This is a genomic window from Herminiimonas aquatilis, assembly GCF_042665175.1.
Lineage (GTDB): Bacteria > Pseudomonadota > Gammaproteobacteria > Burkholderiales > Burkholderiaceae_D > Oxalicibacterium > Oxalicibacterium aquatilis.
In genome coordinates this window covers 1718091-1741572 of sequence record NZ_JBHTCC010000001.1, presented here as the reverse complement: position 1 = coordinate 1741572, position 23482 = coordinate 1718091, and the positions used below count along the sequence as shown (strand labels likewise).

Here is a 23482-nt window from a genome sequence, read left to right as displayed (position 1 = left end):
CGCGATCATTTTTGCGTCTCCTGCAACTCCAGCTTGGCTTCACGTTCGACCCATTCGCCGGACGCATCTTGAACGATCTCTTTCAGTTCCACTTCAGTTTCCGTAATCCTGGTAATCATGCCGAGATTCTGCCCGATGTAGTTACCAACCTTGACCTGGAATACCGACTTATCCGCTTGCAACAAGGCAAAGGTCAGGCCCGGCTTGGCCATGGTTCCGACCATGCGCAAATTATCCAGCGGGTAGCTTTCAAGGGCTTCGCGGCGACGCTCAAGATCCGGACGTATAGAACCATTGTCTTTTTTTGATTTTGCCAAGGCGACGGCCAGTTTATTCGGGCTATACGGATCTTCTCTGCCTTTTGCATCATACGAAAAAGGCGTGAATTTTTTCGGCTCGGATAATGGCTTGATTGATACTCTTGTCTGCTGTTTAACTTCTTTCATCCATTCGCTGACATCCTGTATCCCGCCATCTCCGCAGCCAGACAGCCCCATCACAACCAAACCCGACAAACCAAGACGAATAAAATGAAGGCGCATCATTATTTGCCACCTTTTTTGTTTCCGGAAGCAGCTTTGCGCTGTGCGGCCACTTCATCGTCATCCAGATAACGGAAGGTCTTCGCTACCGCATCCAAGGTCAAGGAATTATCTTTTGAGACAGCCAGATTCATCTGATTCAAAGTAACAATGCGAGGCAAATTTGCGATGTCGCTCGCGAATGCTGCGACGTCATGGTAGTGACCCGTGACTTTGATATCGATAGGCAATTCCGCGTAATAATCTCTTACCACCACCTGGCCCGGCTTGAACAATTCAAATTGCAAGCCGCGTCCCAATCCTGCTTGGTTGATATCCGATAGCAAAGCGTCCATTTCAGCCTTGCTTGGCAGTTGCTTTTCCAGAGTGGAAACATATTCATTCACTTGGACTTTTTGCTTGCGCAATCCCTCGAGATTGATCGCCTGTTGCACTTTTATTTTGTAAGCATCTTTCAACGTCAATTCTTCAGCCGCAGTGCGATCCAGCTCTTCAAGCTGCGTACTCCAGTACGCGTACCATCCCACCGCCATAACAGCCAGCAACACGCCTACCGCGCAAAGCAAGCGTGGAACGATAGGCCACTGCCCGGGATGCAAGCCATTCAGATCGCGAAACTGCGCGCTGACCGACTCGCCGATATTTTTCAAATCTGCCATGGTGCCTGTCTCACAATCAAGGTTTCAATGGAGCTGTAACCGGTGCGAGCACCTTCACATCCGCTACTGGTTGATCGTTATCCCGAGGTCGTTTAATTCCTGCATTGATACTGAATTCGAATACCTTCTTCGCATCCTTACCCTGCCCGATACCAACTGACCGAATTTCAATCAAATCTGGACGCTCCAGCCATGGCGAATGATTTCCCAGGTTGCGCAGCAATTCAGATACGCGCTCGTTCGATTGCGCATAACCGTTCAATAAAACGCGCTGTCCATCCTGTTTAAATGATTTCAGATACACGCCTTCAGGTACCTGTTGCGCCAATTCATCCATCAAATAGATGGGCTGATTGCGGTCGCCCTGCAAATCTTCGACCGCTTGCTGGCGCGCCTTGAGTGCTTCGATTTCCTGCTTCAGGCTGGCAACTTCCTTGATTTCTTCGTCCAGTCGCGCATTTTCATTTCTGATGAAGGTATTGCGTTGCTCCTGCTCGGAAAGTTGGCTGGAAAAATAACCGCCGACTGCAATGACGATTAAAGCGCCCAAGATCGCGCTCAACAACATCATCGCGACGAATTCTTTTTTACGCTGCTTGCGTTTCTCCTCGCGATGCGGGAGAAGATTAATTCTGATCATCAGTCAAACCTCCGCATTGCCAGCCCGCACGCAACCAAATAAGCGGGTGCCTCTATGCGTAATTGCTTCTCACGCACGTTGGGCCCGAGCTGCATACCCTTGAAAGGGCTCACCACAGAGGTAGACAATTTAGTGCGATTGGCGACCATATCCACCATGCCGGGGATAATGGCGCATCCGCCTGCCAGGAAAAGTTGATCTATCCGTGTGTAGGGAGTGGAAGTGAAGAAAAATTGAATGGCGCGGGTAACTTCGAGCGCAGCGCTTTCCAGAAACGGATCGAGAATTTCACTTTGATAGCCATCCGGCAGATCGCCTGCCTTCTTTTTGGCTTCCGCTTCTTCGTACGACAAGCCATAGGTGCGCACGATTTCCTGCGTCAATTGATGACCTCCGAACGGTTGTTCGCGTTCATAAACCAATTGACCATCCAGCAAAACCGAAACGTGGGTTACCTGCGAACCGATTTGGAATAAACCGAGAATTTGACCTTTTCCTGCATTTGGCAATTGTTTGGTGAGTCGGTCAATTGCTGCGCGCGCAGCATAGGATTCGATATCCATTACCGTCGGGGTGATACCCGCCGCCTCGGCAACCGCAACGCGATCCTCGACTTTTTCTTTACGGGTTGCCGCAAGCATGACTTCGACATCTTCCGGCGAGTTCTCTACCGGGCCGATTACATCAAAATCAAGGCGCACTTCATCCAGCGCAAACGGTATGTACTGGCTTGCCTCGGTTTCGACCTGCAACTCCAGACTCTCCTCGGACAAGCCGCTTGGAAGAATGATCTTTTTAGTGATAACGGATGCAGGTGGCATGCCCATAGCGGCCAACTTGGCGCGGGTGCCGCTCTTTTTCCAGACCCGATGTATCGCGTCAGACACCTGATCAATGTTTTCAATGTTGCCGTCAACGACTGCCCCACGCGCAAGGGGTTCGGAAGCAAAGCATTCGAGGCGTAATTCACCTTTGCCGACTTCGGACAGTTCGACGAGTTTCACCCCGGAACTACTAATGTCCAAGCCAATCAGCGGCGGATTCTTTTTGCCGAATAAGGAGCCAAAATCTAAAGCCAAGGGCAGTTCTCCCCAAAAACGTTATTAGTATATGAACGCGGTGCCGTTTAGCTTGTCAAAACCCCGACCTTGATTAAAAGATATAAGGATTTCAATAAAAATGTGTTTAAAAACGTGTATTTAGGACACATTGATAAAACGTTACATTAAATCGTAGCAACAAGGCTCCAAAACTGTAAAGCAATTTCCATAAAGTAATTTGCAAATCCGTTGCCAAAAATCCACGCGGGGTTTGGGATGTTGCAATTGCAGTCTATTCTTGGTCACAATCGCGCCCGCTTGCGGCAGGCAGCTATAATGGCGCGGATATCTACCCCTCACTTTTTCCCTGCATGACTTCCAAAACATCATCGTCCGGCAGCACCTCCTCCAAACCAGCAAAAAGCGCCTCCAATACCGTCTTGAAATTCGGACTGGGCTTGGTTGGCCTGATATTTGGCCTTGGCGTCATCGGCGCGCTGATACTGTTTTTTGCCTTGGCGATGGCATATCCCAACCTGCCTGCACTGGATTCACTGACCGATTACCGGCCCAAAATCCCGCTCCGTATTTTTTCGGCAGATAACGTCCTGATTGGCGAGTTCGGCGAAGAACGGCGCAATCTGGTCCATATCAAAGAAATTCCCAACATCATGAAAAAGGCTGTGCTGGCGATTGAAGATGATCGCTTCTTCGAGCATGGTGGCGTCGACTACGTCGGTATCGTGCGCGCAGCCGTGCACAATCTGAGCGGCGGAGCACGCCAGGGCGCATCCACAATTACGCAACAAGTGGCGCGCAATTTCTTCCTGTCCAGCGAGCAAACGCTTAAACGCAAGATCTACGAAGTGCTGCTGGCCTGGAAAATTGAAAAGAATCTGACGAAAGACCAGATTCTTGAGGTCTATATGAACCAGATTTATCTGGGGCAACGTGCCTATGGTTTTTCATCCGCGGCACAAATTTATTACGGCAAGAAATTACAGGACATCAGCATTGCCGAAGCGGCAATGCTGGCCGGCCTGCCTAAAGCGCCGTCTGCCTACAACCCGGTCGTCAATCCAAAACGCGCAAAAGCGCGCCAGCAATATATTCTGCAGCGCATGTATCAACTTGGCTACATCACCGAACCGGAATATACCCAAGCCAAGGCAGAAGAGCTCAAGATCAAAACAAATAGCAGCGAATTCGGCGTACATGCCGAATACGTCGCGGAAATGACACGCCAGTTAGTGTACGAGCAATTCAAGGAAGAAACCTACACGCGTGGTTTGAATGTGTTCACCACCATTACCAAAGCGGATCAGGATGCGGCATATCTCGCCGTGCGCCGCGGCGTGATGGACTATGAAAAGCGGCACGGTTATCGCGGCCCGGAAAACTATATCGAGATTCCGACCAACAAGGAAGAAGCTGAAGACGCGATCGAAGTCGAGCTCGCCAATCATCCGGATAGCGACGATCTGGTGGCAGCAGTCGTGCTGGACGCGACGCCACAATTAGTGACCGCCGTTTTGGTATCGGGTGAAGAGATCAAGATTGAGGGTGCCGGCCTCACCTTCGCCGCCAATTTACTGAGTGCCAAGGCGCCACCGAATAAACGCATCAAACGTGGCGCGGTGATTCGCGTCATGCAGGAAGGCAAAAACTGGAGCGTAATTCAAATGCCCGAGGTGCAATCGGCATTTGTCGCGGCAAACACCGACGACGGCGCGATTCGCGCTCTCGTAGGCGGCTTCGACTTTAACCGCAACAAGTTTAACCACGTCACGCAAGCCTGGCGCCAACCGGGATCTTCGTTCAAACCATTCATTTATTCGGCCTCGCTGGAAAAAGGTTTGTCGCCATCTACCGTCATCAACGATGCGCCTATCAGTTTTGACGCGGGCCAAACCGGTGGCCAACCGTGGGAACCGAAAAATTACGATGGCAAATACGATGGCCCGATGACGATGCGCAAAGGCCTGACCAAATCGAAAAACATGATTTCGATCCGTATCCTGCACAAGATCGGTGCCAAATACGGACAGGAATACATTACCCGTTTCGGCTTCGATGCGGACAAAAACCCACCTTACCTGACACTGGCGCTGGGGGCAGGTGCCGTCACACCTCTACAAATGGCCGGTGCATATGCCGTGTTCGCCAATGGCGGCTACAAGGTCAGCCCTTACCTGATTTCCAAAATTACCGATGCAAGTGGCAAGCCCTTGTCGGAAGCCAAGCCAGACAAGGCTGGCGATGAAGCCAATCGCGTCATAGACGCGCGTAATGCATTCCTGATGGACAGCATGCTGAGGGACGTCGTGACCTCAGGCACAGCAGTCAAAGCCATGGCATTGAAGCGCACCGACCTGGCCGGCAAAACCGGCACGACCAATGATTCGTTTGATGCATGGTTCGCCGGCTATCAGCCAGACATTGTCGGTATTGCATGGATAGGTTTCGATCAACCGAAAAACCTGGGCAACCGTGAAACGGGTGGCGGCTTGGCCCTGCCGATCTGGATCAATTACATGCAAAAGGCATTGAGAAACGTACCTATGGTCGAACGCACGGTGCCAGAAGGAATCATCACGGCCAATGGCGAATATTTCTACGCAGAGAACCCGCCAGGCTTGGGCGTGCGCAACCTCGGAATCGGCGATGGCCCCGCGCGCGCCAACGAACCGACCAGGGATGAAGTCAAGAACGAGTTGTTCTAGCTATAGCGCAGCGCTCGGTTTAAAAAAAGCGGAAAAGTCGCAGGACTTTTCCGCTTTTTCTATTGGGCCGAGGCGCAACCCGACTCACTTTGCATCATGCAAGATGACGTCTATCCCGCCCTGCTGGCTGACCATTTGTGACAAGGCCGAAAACAATTCCGCGCCGTCATCGCGATGATTGATCCATTTCGAACCTTGCGCCTTGAAATGAAAACCGCCGGATTTAGCCGCCACCCATAGTTCCTGCATGGGTGCCTGGCTATTGACGATAATTTTGGTACCGTTGTCGACAAACTCTATTTCCAGCACATTGCCGCTACGCGTACACTCCACATCTAGGTCACTGGTATTGGCCAACGCTTCCAGGGTAGCCTCAATTTGGCTCAAAGTTGCCTCTGCCTGCTGCAGGAATTCTGATTCGGTCATGCTACACTCCACCACGTTTCGTTAAACAGTGATTCTAATCGTGAAGTCCCTTTCTTGTTTGCCGCGCATCAGCGCTTTTTTCACAATCCTGGCCGGTGCCTTGTGCGTCAGCCTGCTCGCCGGTTGCGGTCAAAAAGGTCCCTTGTACATGCCGCAAGGCGAAAAAGGCTACCAAACGACCACGATTCAAACAACAGGCAGCTCGACCTCCGTCTCACTGCCGGTCAATACGCCGCCAGCCAGTTCTTCCGATTCCAAATAATTTCGTCATGTCGCATTTTTCTTATCAAGACGGCGTGCTGTGCGCGGAAAACGTTCCGCTGACGCAGATCGCCCAGCAATTCGGTACGCCGACATATATCTACTCAAAGGCCGCATTGGTGGAGCATTTCTCTTCCTATGCCGACGCATGCAAAAAGCATGGCCGCAATGATGAGACCGCGCTGGTTTGCTATTCGGTCAAATCCAACTCCAATCTGGCGGTGCTGAATGTACTCGGCAAACTCGGCTCCGGTTTTGATATCGTTTCCGGCGGTGAGTTGCTGCGCGTATTGGCCGCAGGCGGCTCGCCACGCAAAGTGATTTTTTCCGGCGTCGGCAAATCGCGTGAAGAAATGCGACTCGCTTTGTCGCACGACATTCTGTGCTTCAACGTCGAGTCGATTCCGGAGTTGCATCGCTTGAATGAGGTCGCGGGAGAAATGGGGAAACGTGCGTCCGTATCGCTACGCGTCAATCCCAACGTCGATGCGAAAACCCACCCATATATTTCGACCGGATTGAAAGACAATAAATTCGGTGTCGCTTATGAAGATGCATTGACGACGTATCGCGTTGCTGCAGCGCTGCCCAATATTAGCGTCGTAGGCATCGACTGCCATATCGGCTCACAACTATTGGACGATGCGCCCTTGCTGGAAGCCGTAGATAAGTTGATCGAATTGATCGATACGCTGGCGAGCGAAGGCATCGTCATCCATCACGTTGATATTGGTGGCGGCATCGGCATCAATTACGACAACGATCAGCCGGTAGCAGTCGGCGATTATCTGTCACGCGTATTCACAAAGATTGATGCATGGCGCGCAAAGAGTTATCAAGGCACACCGATCAAAGTATTGTTTGAGCCGGGCCGCTCTATCGTCGGCAATGCCGGCGTACTGCTGACTGAAGTGCAATACATCAAGCATGGCGAAACCAAGAACTTCGCGATCGTCGATGCCGCAATGAATGATTTGATGCGCCCGGCAATGTACGAGGCGTGGCACGGTGTGCAACCAGTATTGCAACGCGAAACGGATGCGCAGATTTACGACGTAGTGGGTCCAGTCTGCGAGTCCGGTGACTGGCTGGCGCGCTCGCGTGAGCTGGCGATTCAAGAAGGTGATTTGCTGGCAATCATGTCGGCTGGCGCCTACGGCATGACCATGTCATCCAACTACAATACGCGCGGTCGCGCAGCCGAAATCATGGTCGATGGCACGAGCGTCCATTTGATTCGCAAACGTGAATCGGCTGCCGATCTGTTTGCACTGGAATCCTTGCTTCCATGATGCAAGGAGCCGGACTCGCAATGCGAATCCGGCGTCGATCACACGGCACTCCCAGCAACCAGATTCGCTTTTGAGCGCTTCTGCCAGGCCCAGAATATCCGTATCAACAACAAAATCGCCACGATCACACCGAAAATAATCGGCTGCTCGAAATCGTGCTTGCCTGCCTTCATCCACCAGTAATGCAATATCCCTAGCGATGCGATGACATAGATCAGTCTATGCAGCCATTGCCAGCGCTTGCCGCCCAAACGTTTCACCATGCCGTTCGTGCTGGTGATCGCGAGCGGAATGAGCAATATAAAGGCCGCAAACCCCACCGTGATAAAGGGACGCTTGATCACATCTTTCAGCATCTCGCTGACATCGAAGAAATGATCGAACCAGAGAAAAGTCGTGAAATGCAAAGTGGCGTAGAAGAACGCAAACAAGCCCAGCATTCGACGCAACTTAATCAGCCAGTTCCATTTGCTCAGGCGACGCAAAGGCGTGACAACCAGCGTGATGCACAAAAAATACAGTGTCCAATCGCCGGTGTTGCGCGTGATGAATTCAATTGGATTCGCGCCTAGTTGATCCGTAAAAGCAAACAGGAACAATCTGCCAAACGGCAGCAAGGCAATCACGAATAGCAGACTTTTGATAATCGTAAGCTGCTTTGATGATGGATTAAACGCCGTCATTATTTATCCAGAGGCAATCGAGCGGCGATAGGATGTAGTACGTCATTTAATGGACGAGAAATCAGAAAAATTTCTTCAGATCCATGCCAGTGTACAAGGACGCAACCTGGCTGTATCCATTGAACATCAGTGTCGGACGTTTTTTCGCGAAGAATCCATCTTCGCCGATACGACGTTCAGTCGCTTGCGACCAGCGCGGATGATCAACTTCCGGATTGACGTTGGAATAGAATCCGTACTCACGTGGTGCCGACACATTCCATGCGGTACGCGGCTGCTCTTTGACGAAGCGAATCTTGACGATGGACTTGGCGGATTTAAAACCATACTTCCACGGCACGACGATGCGCACAGGACCGCCATTCTGATTCGGCAATACTTCGCCATACATACCCAAGGTTAGCAGCGTCAGCGGGTGATTGGCTTCATCTATCCGCAAGCCTTCTACATAAGGCCAATCCAGCACCGGCCTGCGCAGGCCATTCATAGACTCTTTATCTTCAACGGTGACAAACTCCACGTATTTCGCGCTGGAAGTCGGCTCGACTTTCTTGATCAACTCAGCCAGCGAATAGCCGCTCCACGGGATCACCATCGACCAGCCTTCTACGCAACGCAAACGATAGATGCGCTCTTCCAGCGGCGCCAGTTTCAGCAAGCTATCAATATCCAGCGTGATCGGTTTTTTGACTTCACCCTCAATAGTCAAGGTCCATGGCCGCGTCTTCATCGCGGGCGCATAACGCGCCGGACTGGCCTTGTCGGTACCGAATTCGTAAAAATTATTGTAAGTCGTGGCGTCTTTATAGGACGTGGCTTTATCGAGCACGACATAGGATGGATTGGGACGGGCGACGAGCTTTTGCGCATTCGCCGACGTCGCGGCAAAAGCCTCGCGCGTTGCCATTTCCAGCATTGCACCACCGGCAATGGAGCCGGCCGCTATTTTTTGAATAAACGCGCGGCGTGATTCAAAAACTTCACGCGGCGTAATTTCAGATGCGAATGGGATGTCAATCCCATTCGGGTTACGCTTGATTAACATGGCTACTCCGTATTGAAAATAATGACCATTGAGTCTATTCAGACCTGCCAACATTACAGGAGTTTCATTTCAGAAAGCGGAGCGCGTAAATTTTACATTTACAGCGATTCCGCCACCATGCAAACGCCGGTCTTATAACTCTCCGTAGGAATGCAAACCTGACAAGAACATATTCACGCCAAGGAAAGCAAACGTTGTGACCAGCAGACCGACAACCGCCCACCATGCGGCAACCCTGCCGCGCAAACCCTTCATCAACCGCATATGTAGCCATGATGCGTAGTTGAGCCAGACGATCAGGGCCCAGGTTTCCTTCGGGTCCCACGACCAGTAACCACCCCACGCCTCGGCCGCCCACAAGGCACCCAGAATCGTGGCAATCGTAAAGAAAGCGAAACCGACGGCGATCGCCTTGTACATCACATCGTCCAGCACTTCGAGCGCAGGCAATCGGTCAACTAGCATGCCGTGAGATTTCAACAGATAGGCAACCGCCACCATGGCGGCTAATGAGAAAGTGCCATAGCCAATGAAGTTGGCCGGCACATGAATTTTCATCCACCAGCTTTGCAAGGCAGGGACCAGCGGCTGGATTTCCGATGCGTCGCGGCTCACGGTATACCAAATCAGGAAGCCAACGGCCGCGCTAATCACCAGCAATACAAATGGCCCCAATTGATATGTTGCATATACCTGTTCGTAATACAAATAGAACAAGGCTGTGATCATGCAAAACAAGATGAACACTTCATAGAGATTGGAAACAGGAATGTGGCCGACATCGGCACCGATCAGGTAAGACTCATACCAGCGCACCAGCATGCCGGTAAAACCCATGATGACTGCAGCCCAGCACAGCTTGCTGCCGATCGAGCCGCCAGTTTGCGAACGCGCGATCAAACCGCCCCAATAGAATACAGTCGACAACAGGAACAAGGTACTCATCCACAGGATGGCCGATTGGCTGGACAGCAAATATTTCAGGAAGAATTTCTGCTCGCCCATCGCCAACGAACCGTCATACATCGCAATCGCCGACAAGGCGAGGACAGCCAGCAATGCCATCAGCCAACGGACGGATTTCCAGTGCCAGCCCAGCCAGGCGAATGTCGGCGCAGCCATGACCAGAATCACTTCTTCGTAGATATCCATGTGATGGCCGAAGCGATTCAACGCAAACAGTGACGCTACCAGCAAGGCCGCGCCATACAGCCAGTCAATGACGGTCAGTCGCTTAAAAAACCCCCGCGGCTGTGTATATATCTGATCTTGCACTACATCCATGACGATTCTCCGTAATAACTGCTGACGACTTGCAAGAGCATCTTGCGTCGCGCGTGAAAAGCGCAGTCCTCATTTCTTGCTACGAGTTCGGCGCACTTCGGTTTGCGTTAGATTTAAAAACGCGACTCAGTATAGTCGAGTCCGCCTGCTATTTCTGCGCTGGTCCGGATTGCAATAATTGCTGCTTCAAGACTTCAAATTCTTTTTCGAAATCCATCGTCTTGCGCTGCGAACTCACAGCCATCAACGCATGGGAACTGCCATCGGCTTCTGATCTGATCCAGACCCAGAGGCGACGTTCACGTATATAAAACATCGAGAAAACTCCGAGAACGAGCAGCAGGCAACCAAAGTAAACAATATTTTTGCCTGGCGAACGCGTTACCTGCAGCACCGACGCCTTGACCTCATCGAAACCTTGCAACTGCAGGTAAACCGGTGCGCCATAAAAAAATGCATCGGAAAAAGCATTCGTCGCCAGTTGCAAAAAGCGCCCATGTTTTTCATCAGGCTCGATTGCTTTCAAACCATCTTTTTCACGTGCAACCTGCCACAGATCCCACAGGCTGCCATTCAGAATTTTCATGAAAATATCTGCAGCTTTTTCCTGATCCTGCGGAGGAATCTTTTCAAGAAATTTTGAAACGGCAATATAGCCAGCCTCTTGCGCGTCACCACCAAAAATCGTCAAGCCTTTCAACGACGATGCCTGCAATTGCGCCCGCAATCCTGCGGCGTCTGTACGCGCATCGGACAATGCGCGTTTGGCGTAACGTTGCGCAGCCAAAGCACGCAAATCCGGATTCAGGATAGCCGCGCGCAAGCGCATCCACTCTTCCACTGTATCGTTATCATCCGCCGGAATACGCAGGAAGCGGAATGGTTCTGCCGGAGATTCGCGCACACCGGCGAGAAATACATAAGCGCCATCGACCAGCACAGGCTGCATATAGTTGCTGTATTCGCGCGCCTGGCCGTTCTTGTCGCGCAACTTGTACTGCACGCTAGGGCCGACGTTTTTCAAATCCTTGTTGTTCGCATTCTTGGCGGCCGAACCGAGATGCTTGTCGAGACCGGATGCCATGAAACCCTGTTTCGGATTAACGGCACGCACATCCTGTCCGTTCTGCGCCATATTCTCGATGTTGAATGCGCGGAAACCCGACCATTCAATCGTGTGATCGCCGCCCTTATCCGCGCCCAGTGCCGACGTACCACCTACTTCGCCCTGCATGGAAAACGCCGCATGTCCCAGCCCCCGCATCGGGTAACCAGACAACTTCAATTTGCTGCCGCCATCTTCAAAACTGGATTGATAGACCGCCACTCCGCGATAGATCAGCGGTTCGTTTACCTTGATGGTGGCAGCGAATACCTTGCCGTTTTCGTGATCGGTCACAACGACATCGCTGGCAAACAACTTCGGCATGCCGGTCGAGTAGTAATCGATGACGAATTTTTTCAACTGGATCGTGAATGGCAAATCCTGAATCAGCACGCCATCCTGCTGCGGAATGATGGCTGTACTGCTACTACTGCCTTCAGGAATGAGCGTATTGCCGCGAAAGGTTGGATTGCCCAAACCCAGCCTATGCTGAGCAGGAATTTGTGAAATCACGCCATTGCCGGAAAACGGCGTTTTGTCAAAGATCAGTTTCTGTATGCGAATCGGCAACTCGGAATCCAGCAAACCTCCGACACAAATAATAATGATGGAGCTATGCGCAAAGATATAACCCCACTTGTTCGCCGCACCCTGCTTTGCCGCGATCAGGGTTGCATTTTCTTTCTCGACAACCTTGGCCTTGTAGCCGTGCGCAGCAATTCTGACCAGGGTTTGCTTCATCAATGCAGTACGTGCAAGCTTGCTGTGCCATTCCGCCTTGTGATGGAAATTGCGCAATGATTGTTCGCGCACATTTTCACGCCAGCTGCGCATGTCCTTCAACATCTTGGGTGCATTGCGAATCAGGCACAGCGATGTAGAGATCACCAGGAAGGTCATAATCAGCAAGAACCACCACGTCGAATAAAGCGCGTACAGATTGAACTTGGCGAACACTTCAAACCAGAAAGGCCCAAACTGATTGACGTAATTCGTCATTGGCTCGTTCTGCTTGAGTACGGTCCCGATAATCGAGGCGATTGAAATCAGTGTCAGCAAGCTGATCGCAAAGCGCATCGAAGACAACAATTCAACTGCATCAGCCAACCAGCGACGGCTGGTTTGTAATTCCCAACCGCCAGTATTTGTTTCGGTCTCGCTCGTCATTCCATCATCCTAAAACCTGATCCAGACACGTGCCAACCATGCAGCGATGCCATCTTGAGTTGCCTGCACGACATCGATTACTCTTGAAAAGAAAAAGGGGCAGCCTTGGCCACCCCTCTCTATTCATACCCTGGCAATTTGTTTATTACTTCAAGCCGGCGACGTAATCTGATACAGCTTGAATTTCCTCATCAGACATCCGCTTCACGATCTTGTTCATCTGGTCGTTCTTGCGCGTATCCGCACGGAAGCTCATCAGCTGCGCTGTTGTGTAAGCTTGATGCTGACCAGCCAAACGCGGAAACTGTGCTGGCATACCGGCACCGTTGGCGCTGTGGCAAGCTGCACAGGCAGGAACATTCTTCTCTGCGATACCACCGCGGAAAATCTTCTTGCCCAGTTCTACTGTGTCTTTGTTTTTGGCTGCGCCCGGTGTCGGTTTCGACTTCGCCAGATAAGCAATCAGGTTTTGCATATCTTCTTCAGTCATGCCTTTGGCGATAGGTGCCATGATGGCATTCTTGCGTTCGCCACTTTTAAAACTGACTAATTGCTTGTGAATATAAGCGCCATGCTGCCCCGCCAGAGTGGGATTCTCCGCAATCGAAGAATTGCCTGCTGCGCCGTGACAAGCGATGCAAGCTGTTATGTTGCGTGTGGCATCACCTGTGTTGTACAGCGCTTCACCTTTGGCAGCATCGGCCTTGACGACCTTTTTTTCTTCGGCCGCATGTGCAACGGAAGCGATTGCCAGCAGCGAAATGCACAAGGATTTTACGATTGGTAAACAAATACGATTCATTCAGACACCCTGAGACTTAGTATTAAAATCTGCCTTATTGGCGACGTTTTTTGTTACAACCGATACGCTTTCCCTACTGCAGTGCAACAAGCGCAACCCCTTATTGTACAATAGCTTTCCGGCATTTTTGCCACACCTTTGCATTTTCTGCACATCCTATGTCCCTACTTTGGCAAGCCCGCTTCTTCACCACGGTGAATCATCTCCGTGATTTGCCAAATACGCAAGTCCCTGAAATCGCTTTTGCCGGCCGCTCCAACGCCGGAAAGTCTACCGCCATCAACATTCTGTCCAACCAGAAAAAGCTGGCTTTCGCCTCCAAAACACCGGGGCGCACACAACATATCAATTACTTTTCTATCGGTGGCGCGCAGGTCGGGCAACACCGAAAAGATGAAACCAAAGTCGAAGAGATACGCGGCTTGCTGGTCGACTTACCCGGCTATGGCTATGCACAGGTATCCGGCTCGGCAAAACTGCATTGGCAGGAATTGCTCGGCGATTACGTTCAGCGTCGCGAACAACTCGCCGCGCTGGTGTTGATCATAGACTCGCGCCGACCTTTTACCGATCTCGATATCCAGATGCTGGAATGGTTTGCTCCTACGGGAAAACCGATCCACTGCATACTGACGAAGTCGGATAAATTAAACAGAAATGAATCAACCAATGCGTTGCGCACTGCACGTACCATTCTGGCCAGCTATGTGGATGCAGAAGGACAACCGTTTCCATTTACTGCGCAATTATTTTCCGCGCTCAAGCGCACCGGCATAGAAGAAGCCGATCAAAAAATTCTGGAGTTACTGGGATTGAATGATGCTGACGCCAAAGACTTGCCACCCGCATCATCCGCGAGCGAGAATGACTTGCACGAGTAATAAAAAGACAAAAAAAAAGCCCTGGAGAAAGGGGAGTATCTCCAGGGCAATAACGCCATATCGCATAGTACGACCTGGCCCCGCTCAGGGAGGAGAAGCGGGAGATGCAAAGCATCTACTACTAGGACGAGCACGTGATCAAAAAGTTTCATTTATTTGATCGCTTTTTTAACCAACCTCATCTTTGCTGAAGACGGCCATGTCCAAATTATTATCCAACGCACAATTTCCAGCCTTACGTATGCGACGTATGCGCAAGGATGCCTTCTCGCGCGCAATGATGCGAGAAAACGTATTGACGCCGGCCGATCTGATCTACCCGGTGTTTATTACGGAAGGCGAAAACCATCGCGAAAAGATTTCTTCCATGCCTGGCGTGGAGCGCCTTTCGGTTGACTTGCTGCTCGGCGTCGCTGAAGAATGCGTAGGCCTGCACATTCCTGTCCTCGCACTCTTTCCTGTTATTAATGCCTCGCTAAAAACACCGGATGGCATCGAAGCGACCAATCCGGACGGCTTGGTGCCGCGCGCAGTGCGCGAGTTGAAAAAGCGTTTTCCTGAACTCGGGATCTTGACCGACGTCGCGCTGGATCCCTACACCAGCCATGGTCAGGATGGGGTGCTGGACGCGAGCGGCTATGTGTTAAATGACGAAACCTGCGCGATTCTGACACGCCAGGCGCTGACGCAAGCCGAGGCAGGTGTCGACATTGTCGCGCCGTCGGACATGATGGACGGCCGCATCGCCGCCATACGCAATGCGCTTGAAGCACATCACCATATCTACACGCGCATCATGGCCTACTCGGCCAAGTATGCATCGGCATTCTATGGCCCGTTCCGTGATGCAGTCGGCTCGTCCGCCACGCTGGGGAAAAGCGACAAAGCCACTTATCAGATGGATCCGGCCAATAGCGATGAAGCCTTGCGTGAAGTTGCACTCGACATCGCCGAAGGTGCAGACATGGTGATGGTTAAACCAGGCATGCCTTATCTGGATATCGTGCGCCGCGTTAAGGATGAGTTCAAGGTACCCACCTTTGCATACCAGGTCAGCGGCGAATACGCGATGATCAAAGCGGCTGCGCAAAATGGCTGGCTCGACCATGACAAAACCATGATGGAATCCATGATGGCCTTCAAGCGCGCAGGTGCTGATGGCGTGCTGACATACTTTGCGCGCGATATTGCCCGACGTTTGAAACTTGGCTGATTAAGAACATCCGAAATCCTGCTGCTGACGCGCAATCCACGCGTACTATTTTGGCGCGAGGCGGATTCAGCCAGCCACAATACTGATCGGCCGGTAAGCATTCCCAGCTTATTCGCGCATCACTGCCATTTTTGGAAAGCATGCTACCCATGAATATTTATCAAATCGGTGAGCATCAGGTGACCCTTGTCGGCGATGTACCTTATGCCGTGCCTGAAACGGGCTTTTTATGGATAGATGCGACCCACGATGAAGTCGCCAACAATCCCGAGTTGTGGCGCAATGCGATTGAGCATGCAACCGCGACCCGCATCTACGACTTGCATCTGCAGGATGTCATCAATCAAAAACATCCTTCGTACTTTGATTCGACGCAAGATTACGCCATGGTTGTGTTTCGCAAGCTATCCTTCAATGCTGATTTGCCATCCGTAGAAAGCAATATCGATGACGATGAAAGACGCAAAATCCCGCCCGCGCTCAGTAAATTAATGACGCAACCTGTCACATTTTTATTGATGGGGCGGGCACTGGTTACCGTACACGCAGCGAACAGTCGCACGATAGAAGCAACCCGGGCGCGGCTGCTAGAGTACAAGTACAAACCGGAGGGAAATACGCAACACAATCGCCCGCCGACTTCGCCGGCCGAACTGGCGCTACGCTTGCTCAATGCGATGGTCGATCAGTATCTCGATTTGCGCCAGCCGCTGACTGGACAAATCGATCGCTGGCAGCGCGCGCTTCTCAATCCGCGTCGCGCGTTTCAGGATTGGACCGCCTTGCTGGATGCCCGCATAGAATTGCGCAAACTCGATCACCTGTGCGAAGAGCAACACGATGCATTGCAGGAGTTGCGCGACTACCTGGTAGACAACAATCAAGGTGCCAATAATCGCGCACAAGATTTACTTCTGGTGCGCGTGCACGATGTCATGGAACATATCAATCGCGTGCTGAACCATGCGCGCAGATTGGAAGCCTCGATAGAGTCAGCGGTTCAAATCCATTTCTCTGCGATGGCGCACCGTACCAGCGAGATCATGCGCACGCTGACAGTCATTACTGCGCTCTTCATGCCGCTCACGGTCATCACCGGCATCTTTGGCATGAACTTTGTGGATATGCCTTTGCTGCAGGATCGATCGGGTTTCTGGATCGCGATGGGGTTGATGGTCGTGATCGTCGTCGGCCTGCTGATATTCTTCCGCCGCAGACGTTATCTGGAAGATAGAAGATCGGATAATGAGCGCGGGCGACATTGAGTAACAAGCGCTCACAATAAAAAAGCGTCCTTGAACGGACGCTTTTTTATTTAGCAACACATAATATTTATGCAGCTCATTTATTTGGCTGCGGCGTCAGACGCAAGTAAGGGCGCTCAGCCTTGTAGCCTTTGGGGAATTTCTGTTTGATGACTTCTTCATCCTGAATCGTCAATGGAATGATCACATCATCACCGTCGCGCCAGTTACCTGGTGTGGCCACTGTATGACTATCCGTCAATTGCAAGGCATCAATCACACGCAATATTTCATCGAAGTTACGTCCTACGCTCATGGGGTAAGTCAATGTCAGGCGCACTTTCTTTTGCGGATCAATGATAAACACTGAGCGTACTGTTGCCGTTGCCGATTGATTTGGATGAATCATGTCATACAGGGTGGCAACCGATTTATCCGCATCGGCAACGATAGGAAAACCAACAACGGTTTTTTGCGTCGCTTCGATATCCTTGATCCATTCCAAATGCTTGTCAGCCGGATCGACGGAGAGCGCAATCGCCTTGACGTTGCGCTTGTCGAATTCTGCTTTCAGTTTGGCTGTCAAACCGAGTTCGGTTGTGCATACCGGCGTGAAATCAGCAGGATGCGAAAACAAAACTATCCAGGAGTCGCCAGCCCATTGATGAAACTTGATTTTCCCGATCGAGCTATCCTGCTCGAAATCAGGGGCGATGTCACCCAAGCGTAAAGTCATTTTTTTCTCCTTTGCAATGGCAATCATGAAAGTCTGACTATAGCTGCGTCAGACCGCTTTTCCAACGACAGATATCAACTATACAAATAACAAGAAGCTATGATCCGGCGAGGACGTCATGCCCGCCAAATTTAGAACTGTTTGATCAGCGCCAGCGATTGGGTAAATTTATCCGCTTTTTGAAATCCGATCACGCGCCCACCACGAATTTCCTGGCCATTCTTGTCAAAGAAAATAATGCCCGGTGGCCCGAATAAATTGTATCGGCGCAGCAACTCTTTGTCGTGCATATCGTTGGCGGTAACGTCAACCTGCAGCAATACCATATCAGCGAATTGCCTTTGCACACGGGGATCAGTAAAAGTCAGCTTTTCCATCTCGATACAGGACACGCACCAGTCCGCATAGAAATCCAGCATGACGTTTTTACCATGCGCTTTCGCTATGGCCGCATCCAGATCAGCGACGGTTTTGACGCGCGTGAAGTCTGCGTGCTCAGCGCTGTCTTTACGCATATGCGCTAATGGTGCCAGCGCATCACGGCCGCCCGTAGTCACACCCACCAACTGCACCAATCCCAGTGCGGCAAACACCAGGCCGACTGCTTTGGAGATCCAGCGCCCCTTTGCCGCCCATAGCAAATAAGCGCCATAAGCAATTCCCAGCGCGGCCCAGCCGATCATTTGCACAGCATCAGGAATAATAGGCGAGATCATCCAGATGGCAAGTCCCAGCATCAAGACACCGAAGAAGCGCTTGACCGCATTCATCCACGATCCTGCACGGGGCAGAAGCGCGCCTGCGGACACACCCACCAGTAGTAGCGGCACACTCATCCCGATCGCCATCGCAAACAAGGCGCCACCGCCTATGATGACGTCACGCGTCTGGCTGATATAAACCAGCGCGCCCGCCAACGGTGCGGCAACGCATGGCCCTACAATCAAGGCGGACAGGGCACCCATCGCAAAAACACCGACTAGTTTTCCAGCTGTCTGTTTCGAGGATGCATGCGTTAGCTTTCTTTGCACCGATGTATGCATTTGCAAGTGGTAAACATCGAACATCGATAATGCGAGGCCGACCATCAAGAGAGCGAATGCGCTCAACATCCACGGATTCTGCAGTGCCGCTGATAACCCCTCGCCGATCAATCCTGCGGCAATTCCCAGGCACGTATAAACCAGTGCCATGCCGAGCGAATACAGACCGGCCAACAACAAACCTCGACTACGCTTTACCTGCGCCCCTTCACCGACAATGATGCTGGATAAAATAGGCACCATAGGCAGCACGCAGGGCGTAAATGCCAGACCCAGCCCCAGCAACAGGAAAAGTGGCAGTATGGCCAGCAATTTCCCGCTCTGCAGCGAGCGCTCGATGCGCCCCATGTCTGAATCTAGTACCACGCGCGTGCCCGGGCCTTCACTCAAAGGTGACACTTCCATACTCTGCGGCACGTTGCCAGTCACACCACCTTGAGCCGCCAGCGATGCTTGGGAATCCATAGGCGAGTAGCACAAGCCTTTGTCCGAACACCCCTGACTCGTGGCAGTCAGGGTAAAACGGCCGTCGGCCTGAACCGGGATGCGTATCGTCACGCTATTGCGATAGGTTTCCACATTTTTCTGGAACGTCTCATCGAACTTGATCTTTCCGGAAGGGATCTGTGGCTCGCCCAGACTCGCATTACTCGCCTTGAAGGCAAACCGTTCGCGATACATGTAGTAACCATCAGCGATGGCATAAGTGACCGCTATCGTTTGCGCATCCGCCATCTGAGCGGAAAACTTGAATGCTACTTCAGGTGCAAGAAAATCTTCCTCGGCGTGCGCAGTGAAAGGCAACCCAACCAGTACTACGCACAAAGCGATAGCGCGCATAAAGGCTGCCCCCGCTCGAGAGATCATCCCGCCCTGCTTACCGCAACCGGGCAAGGCGCTCACTATCGACAACACATACTTAAACATTCCGTTCCTTGCTCGTTTCCCGCGTGATCCAATCAAGATATGCCGGCAAGCCATCAGTAATCGGTACAGCGATAATTTCAGGCACTGCATACGGATGCATTTCCTTGATGGTTGCTTCGAGTTCTGCGTAGCGCGCAGCGATCGTCTTGATGTGGATAGCCACCTCTTGCGTCGCCTCGACTTGGTCCTCCCAGCGATAGACGGAGCGTATCGCTGGCAGGATGTTGACGCAGGCAGCCAGCCGCCGTTCGACTATCTGGCGCGCCAATTGTTCTGCAACTTCCTCGTTTGGTACGTTCGTTAAAACCAGCAAGACTTGAGGCATGAGCGACATGATGAAAGCAACACGGTGAAGTGTTGATAGATTAAAAGTGCGAAGACGCTATCATTACACTAGGACGAATCTACTCGTGCGTAAAAGGCCTCTATCTTGCCACAAACAAGCTCACATCGAAGTCGCGCCACAAAAGCAAAAGCCAGGCAATGCCTGGCTTTTTGTACTTGCAATCGCGTTTGCGATTACTTGCGGGTCGACTTAATCGCCGGTATTGTCTTCTACAGCTTCTGTGATTTCTGGACGATCAACCAATTCGATGAATGCCATAGGTGCATTGTCACCAGCGCGGAAACCCATTTTCAGGATACGCAGGTAGCCACCGTTACGATTTGCGTAACGTGGGCCCAATTCAGCGAACAGTTTGACAACCATTTCGCGATCGCGCAGACGGTTGAATGCCAGACGTTTGTTAGCCAGGCTGTCGGTTTTGCCGAGGGTCAGGATCGGTTCGATCACGCGACGCAGCTCTTTAGCTTTTGGCAATGTGGTTTTGATTGCTTCGTGACGCAGCAGCGAAACAGTCATGTTGCGCAACATTGCGAGGCGATGGGAAGAAGTACGATTTAATTTACGAAGGCCGTGACGGTGACGCATGGTAATTCCTTTCAGTTTTTGAGTTTAAATCCAGTTCTTCTATCGAATTGCATAAGCAATGTCGCGGACCGGTATCTATATTTTTTAAGACGGCAGATTCTACTACAAATTTACTGGGACAGAGTTTCCTCTGCCCCAGTAAAAATTACTTCTCCAAACCGGCTGGAGGCCAGTTTTCGAGTTTCATACCCAATGTCAAACCACGGGAAGCCAATACTTCCTTGATTTCATTCAAGGATTTCCGACCGAGGTTAGGCGTTTTGAGCAGCTCGTTTTCGCTACGTTGGATCAAATCGCCAATGTAGTAAATGTTTTCTGCTTTGAGGCAGTTAGCCGAACGAACTGTGAGTTCCAGATCATCAACTGGGCGCAACAGGATCGGATCAACTGCTGGTGCACGTGAAGGTGCATCTGCAGGTGCTTCTGTGCCTTCCAGCGCAGCAAACACATTCAACTGATCAACCAGAACGCGCGCCGATTGACGAATCGCTTCTTCAGGTGTGATCACGCCGTTGGTTTCGATGTTGATCACGAGTTTGTCCAGATCGGTACGTTGTTCAACGCGAGCCGATTCAACTGCGTAGGAAACGCGGCGAACTGGCGAAAACGATGCGTCGAGAATGATGCGACCGATGGTTTTGTTGGTATCTTCCGACAAGCGACGAACGTTACCTGGCACATAGCCACGGCCTTTTTCGACTTTGATCTGCATGTCGAGTTTGCCGCCAGCGGTCAAATGAGCAATCACGTGGTCTGGATTGATCAGTTCAACATCATGCGGCAACTCGATGTCGGATGCGAGAACAGCGCCTTCGCCTTCTTTTTTCAGGATCAGTGTGACGTCGTCGCGATTGTGCAGTTTGAACACAACGCCCTTCAAATTCAACAACATATCCACGACGTCTTCCTGCACGCCGTCGAGTGACGAATATTCATGAACGACACCGGCGATCGTGACTTCTGTCGGCGCGTAGCCAACCATAGAAGACAACAAGACGCGACGCAGTGCGTTACCCAAGGTGTGGCCATAGCCGCGTTCAAACGGTTCCATCACGACTTTGGCGTGACCTGCACCGAGTACTTCGACTTCAATAATACGTGGCTTCAACAAACTGTTTTGCATGAAATGTCCTTTTCAATACCCTCGGCTCATTACACCGATAAGGCTGATGGCATGACGAAAAAAGCCCACCAGATGGTGGGCCCGGAATTCAAAATTAACGGGAATACAGTTCGACGATCAACGATTCGTTGACGTCTGCGGCGATTTCGCTACGATCTGGAACGGACTTGAAAGTACCTTCCATTTTCTTCGAATCAACCGCTACCCATGTAGGCATGCCGATTTGTTCAGCCAGCGACAGAGCTTCAACGATACGCACTTGCTTCTTCGATTTTTCACGAACAGCAACGACGTCGCCTGGTTTCACTTGGTACGAAGCGATGTTGACAACGATACCGTTGACGGTGAACGCTTTGTGCGAAACCAATTGACGGCCTTCAGCACGAGTCGAACCAAAGCCCATACGGTAAACGACGTTGTCGAGACGCGTTTCGAGCAATTTCAACAGTGTTTCACCGGTGTTGCCTTTACGGCGATCAGCTTCAGCGAAGTAGCGGCGGAACTGACGTTCCAGGATGCCGTACATACGTTTTACTTTTTGCTTCTCACGCAATTGATTGCCATAGTCAGAGGTACGAGCACCAGAGGTGCGACCATGTTGACCAGGTTTCGAATCAAGTTTGCATTTCGAGTCAAGCGAACGACGCGCGCTTTTCAGGAAAAGGTCGGTACCTTCACGACGGGAGAGTTTTGCTTTAGGTCCAATATAACGTGCCACGAGAATTTCCTTTAAATGATGACGCCCCGAATGAATCTTCTGACGAAAACCAATTCATTGAGCGCTAGTCTGACAAATCTGCAATCAGACGGTGGGCTTACTAAGAACAAAACCCGCCAAGGTCATTGGCGGGTAGATAACGGCACAACTACGTCCGTTGAAACAAATGCTTATATACGACGACGCTTAGGTGGGCGGCAACCGTTATGTGGCACTGGTGTGACATCTTGAATCTGGGTAATTTTGATACCAAGATTGTTCAATGCACGAACCGAAGATTCACGACCTGGGCCTGGGCCTTTGATACGCACTTCAAGGTTCTTGATACCGCATTCGATCGCGACTTTACCAGCGGCTTCGGCTGCAACCTGCGCTGCAAACGGGGTCGATTTACGCGAACCTTTAAAGCCGGCACCGCCAGACGTTGCCCATGACAGAGCATTGCCTTGACGATCGGTGATCGTGATGATGGTGTTATTGAAAGACGCGTGAATGTGCGCGATGCCTTCAGCAACGTTCTTTTTAACTTTTTTACGCACACGTGCTGCTGCGGCGTTATTAGGTGCTTTTGCCATAATTCTTTCCTTGAATCCGACGACTAGTCAAACTGCGCTTGGATTATTTTTTCAGCGATTGCGCTGCTTTACGCGGACCCTTGCGAGTACGAGCGTTTGTGCGTGTACGTTGACCACGGCAAGGCAAGCCTTTGCGGTGACGCATACCACGATAGCAACCCAAGTCCATCAGGCGCTTGATGTTCATCGAAATTTCACGACGCAGATCGCCTTCTACGATGAATTTTGCAATTTCATCGCGCAGCTTTTCGAGCTCGTTATCGTCCAGATCCTTGACCTTTTTAGTGGTCAGAACACCTGTTGTGTCGCAAATTTTTTGCGCACGTGGGCGGCCAATACCATAAATAGCGGTCAGACCGATTACGGTATGTTGATGATTGGGTACGTTTACCCCTGCGATACGTGCCATTCGTTATTCCTCA

Annotated in this window: 24 protein-coding genes; 6 read left to right on the top strand and 18 right to left on the bottom strand. The window is 51.3% G+C overall.

The window, feature by feature from the left end; translation table 11 throughout:
- Positions 1-5: 5 nt before the first annotated feature.
- The 4 genes from ACFQO0_RS08110 to ACFQO0_RS08095 are packed head-to-tail and all read right to left on the bottom strand — an operon-like array spanning position 6 to position 2920.
- Complete coding sequence (locus ACFQO0_RS08110; protein ID WP_382233484.1) at positions 6-545, bottom strand: pilus assembly protein PilP; 540 nt, start codon at positions 543-545, stop codon at positions 6-8.
- Complete coding sequence (locus ACFQO0_RS08105; protein WP_382233483.1) at positions 545-1201, bottom strand: type IV pilus inner membrane component PilO; 657 nt, start codon at positions 1199-1201, stop codon at positions 545-547. Before ACFQO0_RS08105 ends, ACFQO0_RS08110 begins: the two co-directional genes overlap by 1 nt.
- Before the next feature lie 16 nt (positions 1202-1217).
- Complete coding sequence (locus ACFQO0_RS08100) at positions 1218-1841, bottom strand: PilN domain-containing protein (protein ID WP_382233482.1); 624 nt, start codon at positions 1839-1841, stop codon at positions 1218-1220.
- On the bottom strand, positions 1841-2920 hold the full coding sequence (locus ACFQO0_RS08095) for a pilus assembly protein PilM (RefSeq protein WP_382233481.1): 1080 nt from the start codon (positions 2918-2920) through the stop codon (positions 1841-1843). Before ACFQO0_RS08095 ends, ACFQO0_RS08100 begins: the two co-directional genes overlap by 1 nt.
- Positions 2921-3252: 332 nt before the next feature.
- On the opposite strand from ACFQO0_RS08095, the gene ACFQO0_RS08090 reads away from it, so the two are divergent.
- Complete coding sequence (locus tag ACFQO0_RS08090; RefSeq protein WP_382233480.1) at positions 3253-5604, top strand: penicillin-binding protein 1A; 2352 nt, start codon at positions 3253-3255, stop codon at positions 5602-5604.
- A gap of 84 nt (positions 5605-5688) precedes the next feature.
- Here the strand turns inward: ACFQO0_RS08090 and cyaY are convergent, their stop codons facing one another.
- Complete coding sequence (gene cyaY, locus ACFQO0_RS08085; protein WP_382233479.1) at positions 5689-6030, bottom strand: iron donor protein CyaY; 342 nt, start codon at positions 6028-6030, stop codon at positions 5689-5691.
- Positions 6031-6070: 40 nt separating this feature from the next.
- Here cyaY and lptM point away from each other — a divergent pair, with 40 nt between their 5' ends.
- Complete coding sequence (gene lptM, locus ACFQO0_RS08080; RefSeq protein ID WP_382233478.1) at positions 6071-6292, top strand: LPS translocon maturation chaperone LptM; 222 nt, start codon at positions 6071-6073, stop codon at positions 6290-6292.
- Between the two features lie 7 nt (positions 6293-6299).
- Positions 6300-7583: a diaminopimelate decarboxylase gene (gene lysA, locus ACFQO0_RS08075; protein ID WP_382233477.1), complete on the top strand. Its 1284-nt coding sequence runs from the start codon at positions 6300-6302 to the stop codon at positions 7581-7583.
- Positions 7584-7621: 38 nt separating this feature from the next.
- On the opposite strand, the gene msrQ is transcribed toward lysA, so the two are convergent.
- From msrQ to ACFQO0_RS08050, 5 genes are all read right to left on the bottom strand, one after another.
- Positions 7622-8266: a protein-methionine-sulfoxide reductase heme-binding subunit MsrQ gene (gene msrQ, locus ACFQO0_RS08070; RefSeq protein ID WP_382233476.1), complete on the bottom strand. Its 645-nt coding sequence runs from the start codon at positions 8264-8266 to the stop codon at positions 7622-7624.
- A gap of 61 nt (positions 8267-8327) precedes the next feature.
- Positions 8328-9311 (bottom strand): protein-methionine-sulfoxide reductase catalytic subunit MsrP, encoded by a 984-nt coding sequence (gene msrP / locus ACFQO0_RS08065; RefSeq protein ID WP_382233475.1) that lies wholly within the window; start codon positions 9309-9311, stop codon positions 8328-8330.
- Positions 9312-9443: 132 nt separating this feature from the next.
- Positions 9444-10595, bottom strand: a complete 1152-nt coding sequence (gene ccsB / locus ACFQO0_RS08060; protein WP_382233474.1) for a c-type cytochrome biogenesis protein CcsB — start codon at positions 10593-10595, stop codon at positions 9444-9446.
- Positions 10596-10743: 148 nt separating this feature from the next.
- Positions 10744-12867 carry a cytochrome c biogenesis protein ResB gene (locus ACFQO0_RS08055; RefSeq protein WP_382233473.1) on the bottom strand — a complete coding sequence of 708 codons (2124 nt, stop codon included), beginning with the start codon at positions 12865-12867 and terminating at the stop codon, positions 10744-10746.
- Between the two features lie 145 nt (positions 12868-13012).
- A complete protein-coding gene (locus tag ACFQO0_RS08050) occupies positions 13013-13669 on the bottom strand; it encodes a c-type cytochrome (protein ID WP_382233472.1) in 657 nt (218 codons plus the stop codon).
- A gap of 158 nt (positions 13670-13827) precedes the next feature.
- On the opposite strand from ACFQO0_RS08050, the gene yihA reads away from it, so the two are divergent.
- The 3 genes from yihA to ACFQO0_RS08035 all read left to right on the top strand — a co-directional run bounded on the left by yihA (position 13828) and on the right by ACFQO0_RS08035 (position 17028).
- A complete protein-coding gene (yihA, locus tag ACFQO0_RS08045) occupies positions 13828-14550 on the top strand; it encodes a ribosome biogenesis GTP-binding protein YihA/YsxC (RefSeq protein ID WP_382233471.1) in 723 nt (240 codons plus the stop codon).
- 199 nt (positions 14551-14749) lie between these two features.
- Positions 14750-15763 (top strand): porphobilinogen synthase, encoded by a 1014-nt coding sequence (gene hemB, locus ACFQO0_RS08040; RefSeq protein ID WP_382233470.1) that lies wholly within the window; start codon positions 14750-14752, stop codon positions 15761-15763.
- A 149-nt stretch (positions 15764-15912) separates the two neighbouring features.
- The gene (locus tag ACFQO0_RS08035) at positions 15913-17028 is read left to right on the top strand and encodes a magnesium transporter CorA family protein (protein ID WP_382233469.1); all 1116 of its coding nucleotides are present in this window, start codon (positions 15913-15915) and stop codon (positions 17026-17028) included.
- Between the two features lie 76 nt (positions 17029-17104).
- Here ACFQO0_RS08035 and ACFQO0_RS08030 read toward each other — a convergent pair whose 3' ends face one another.
- From ACFQO0_RS08030 to rpsM, 8 genes are all read right to left on the bottom strand, one after another.
- A complete protein-coding gene (locus tag ACFQO0_RS08030; protein WP_382233468.1) occupies positions 17105-17743 on the bottom strand; it encodes a peroxiredoxin in 639 nt (212 codons plus the stop codon).
- Between the two features lie 131 nt (positions 17744-17874).
- The gene (dsbD, locus tag ACFQO0_RS08025; protein ID WP_382234073.1) at positions 17875-19626 is read right to left on the bottom strand and encodes a protein-disulfide reductase DsbD; all 1752 of its coding nucleotides are present in this window, start codon (positions 19624-19626) and stop codon (positions 17875-17877) included.
- Positions 19627-19705: 79 nt separating this feature from the next.
- Positions 19706-20047 (bottom strand): divalent-cation tolerance protein CutA, encoded by a 342-nt coding sequence (gene cutA / locus ACFQO0_RS08020; RefSeq protein WP_382233467.1) that lies wholly within the window; start codon positions 20045-20047, stop codon positions 19706-19708.
- Positions 20048-20248: 201 nt separating this feature from the next.
- Positions 20249-20644 carry a 50S ribosomal protein L17 gene (rplQ, locus tag ACFQO0_RS08015; RefSeq protein WP_112990616.1) on the bottom strand — a complete coding sequence of 132 codons (396 nt, stop codon included), beginning with the start codon at positions 20642-20644 and terminating at the stop codon, positions 20249-20251.
- 145 nt (positions 20645-20789) lie between these two features.
- On the bottom strand, positions 20790-21767 hold the full coding sequence (locus ACFQO0_RS08010) for a DNA-directed RNA polymerase subunit alpha (RefSeq protein WP_382233466.1): 978 nt from the start codon (positions 21765-21767) through the stop codon (positions 20790-20792).
- A 94-nt stretch (positions 21768-21861) separates the two neighbouring features.
- A complete protein-coding gene (rpsD, locus tag ACFQO0_RS08005) occupies positions 21862-22485 on the bottom strand; it encodes a 30S ribosomal protein S4 (RefSeq protein WP_382233465.1) in 624 nt (207 codons plus the stop codon).
- 170 nt (positions 22486-22655) lie between these two features.
- Positions 22656-23060: a 30S ribosomal protein S11 gene (gene rpsK / locus ACFQO0_RS08000; protein WP_011872507.1), complete on the bottom strand. Its 405-nt coding sequence runs from the start codon at positions 23058-23060 to the stop codon at positions 22656-22658.
- A gap of 43 nt (positions 23061-23103) precedes the next feature.
- Entirely contained in the window at positions 23104-23469 is a 366-nt protein-coding gene (rpsM, locus tag ACFQO0_RS07995; protein WP_112990612.1) for a 30S ribosomal protein S13, read from the bottom strand.
- Positions 23470-23482 lie beyond the last annotated feature (13 nt).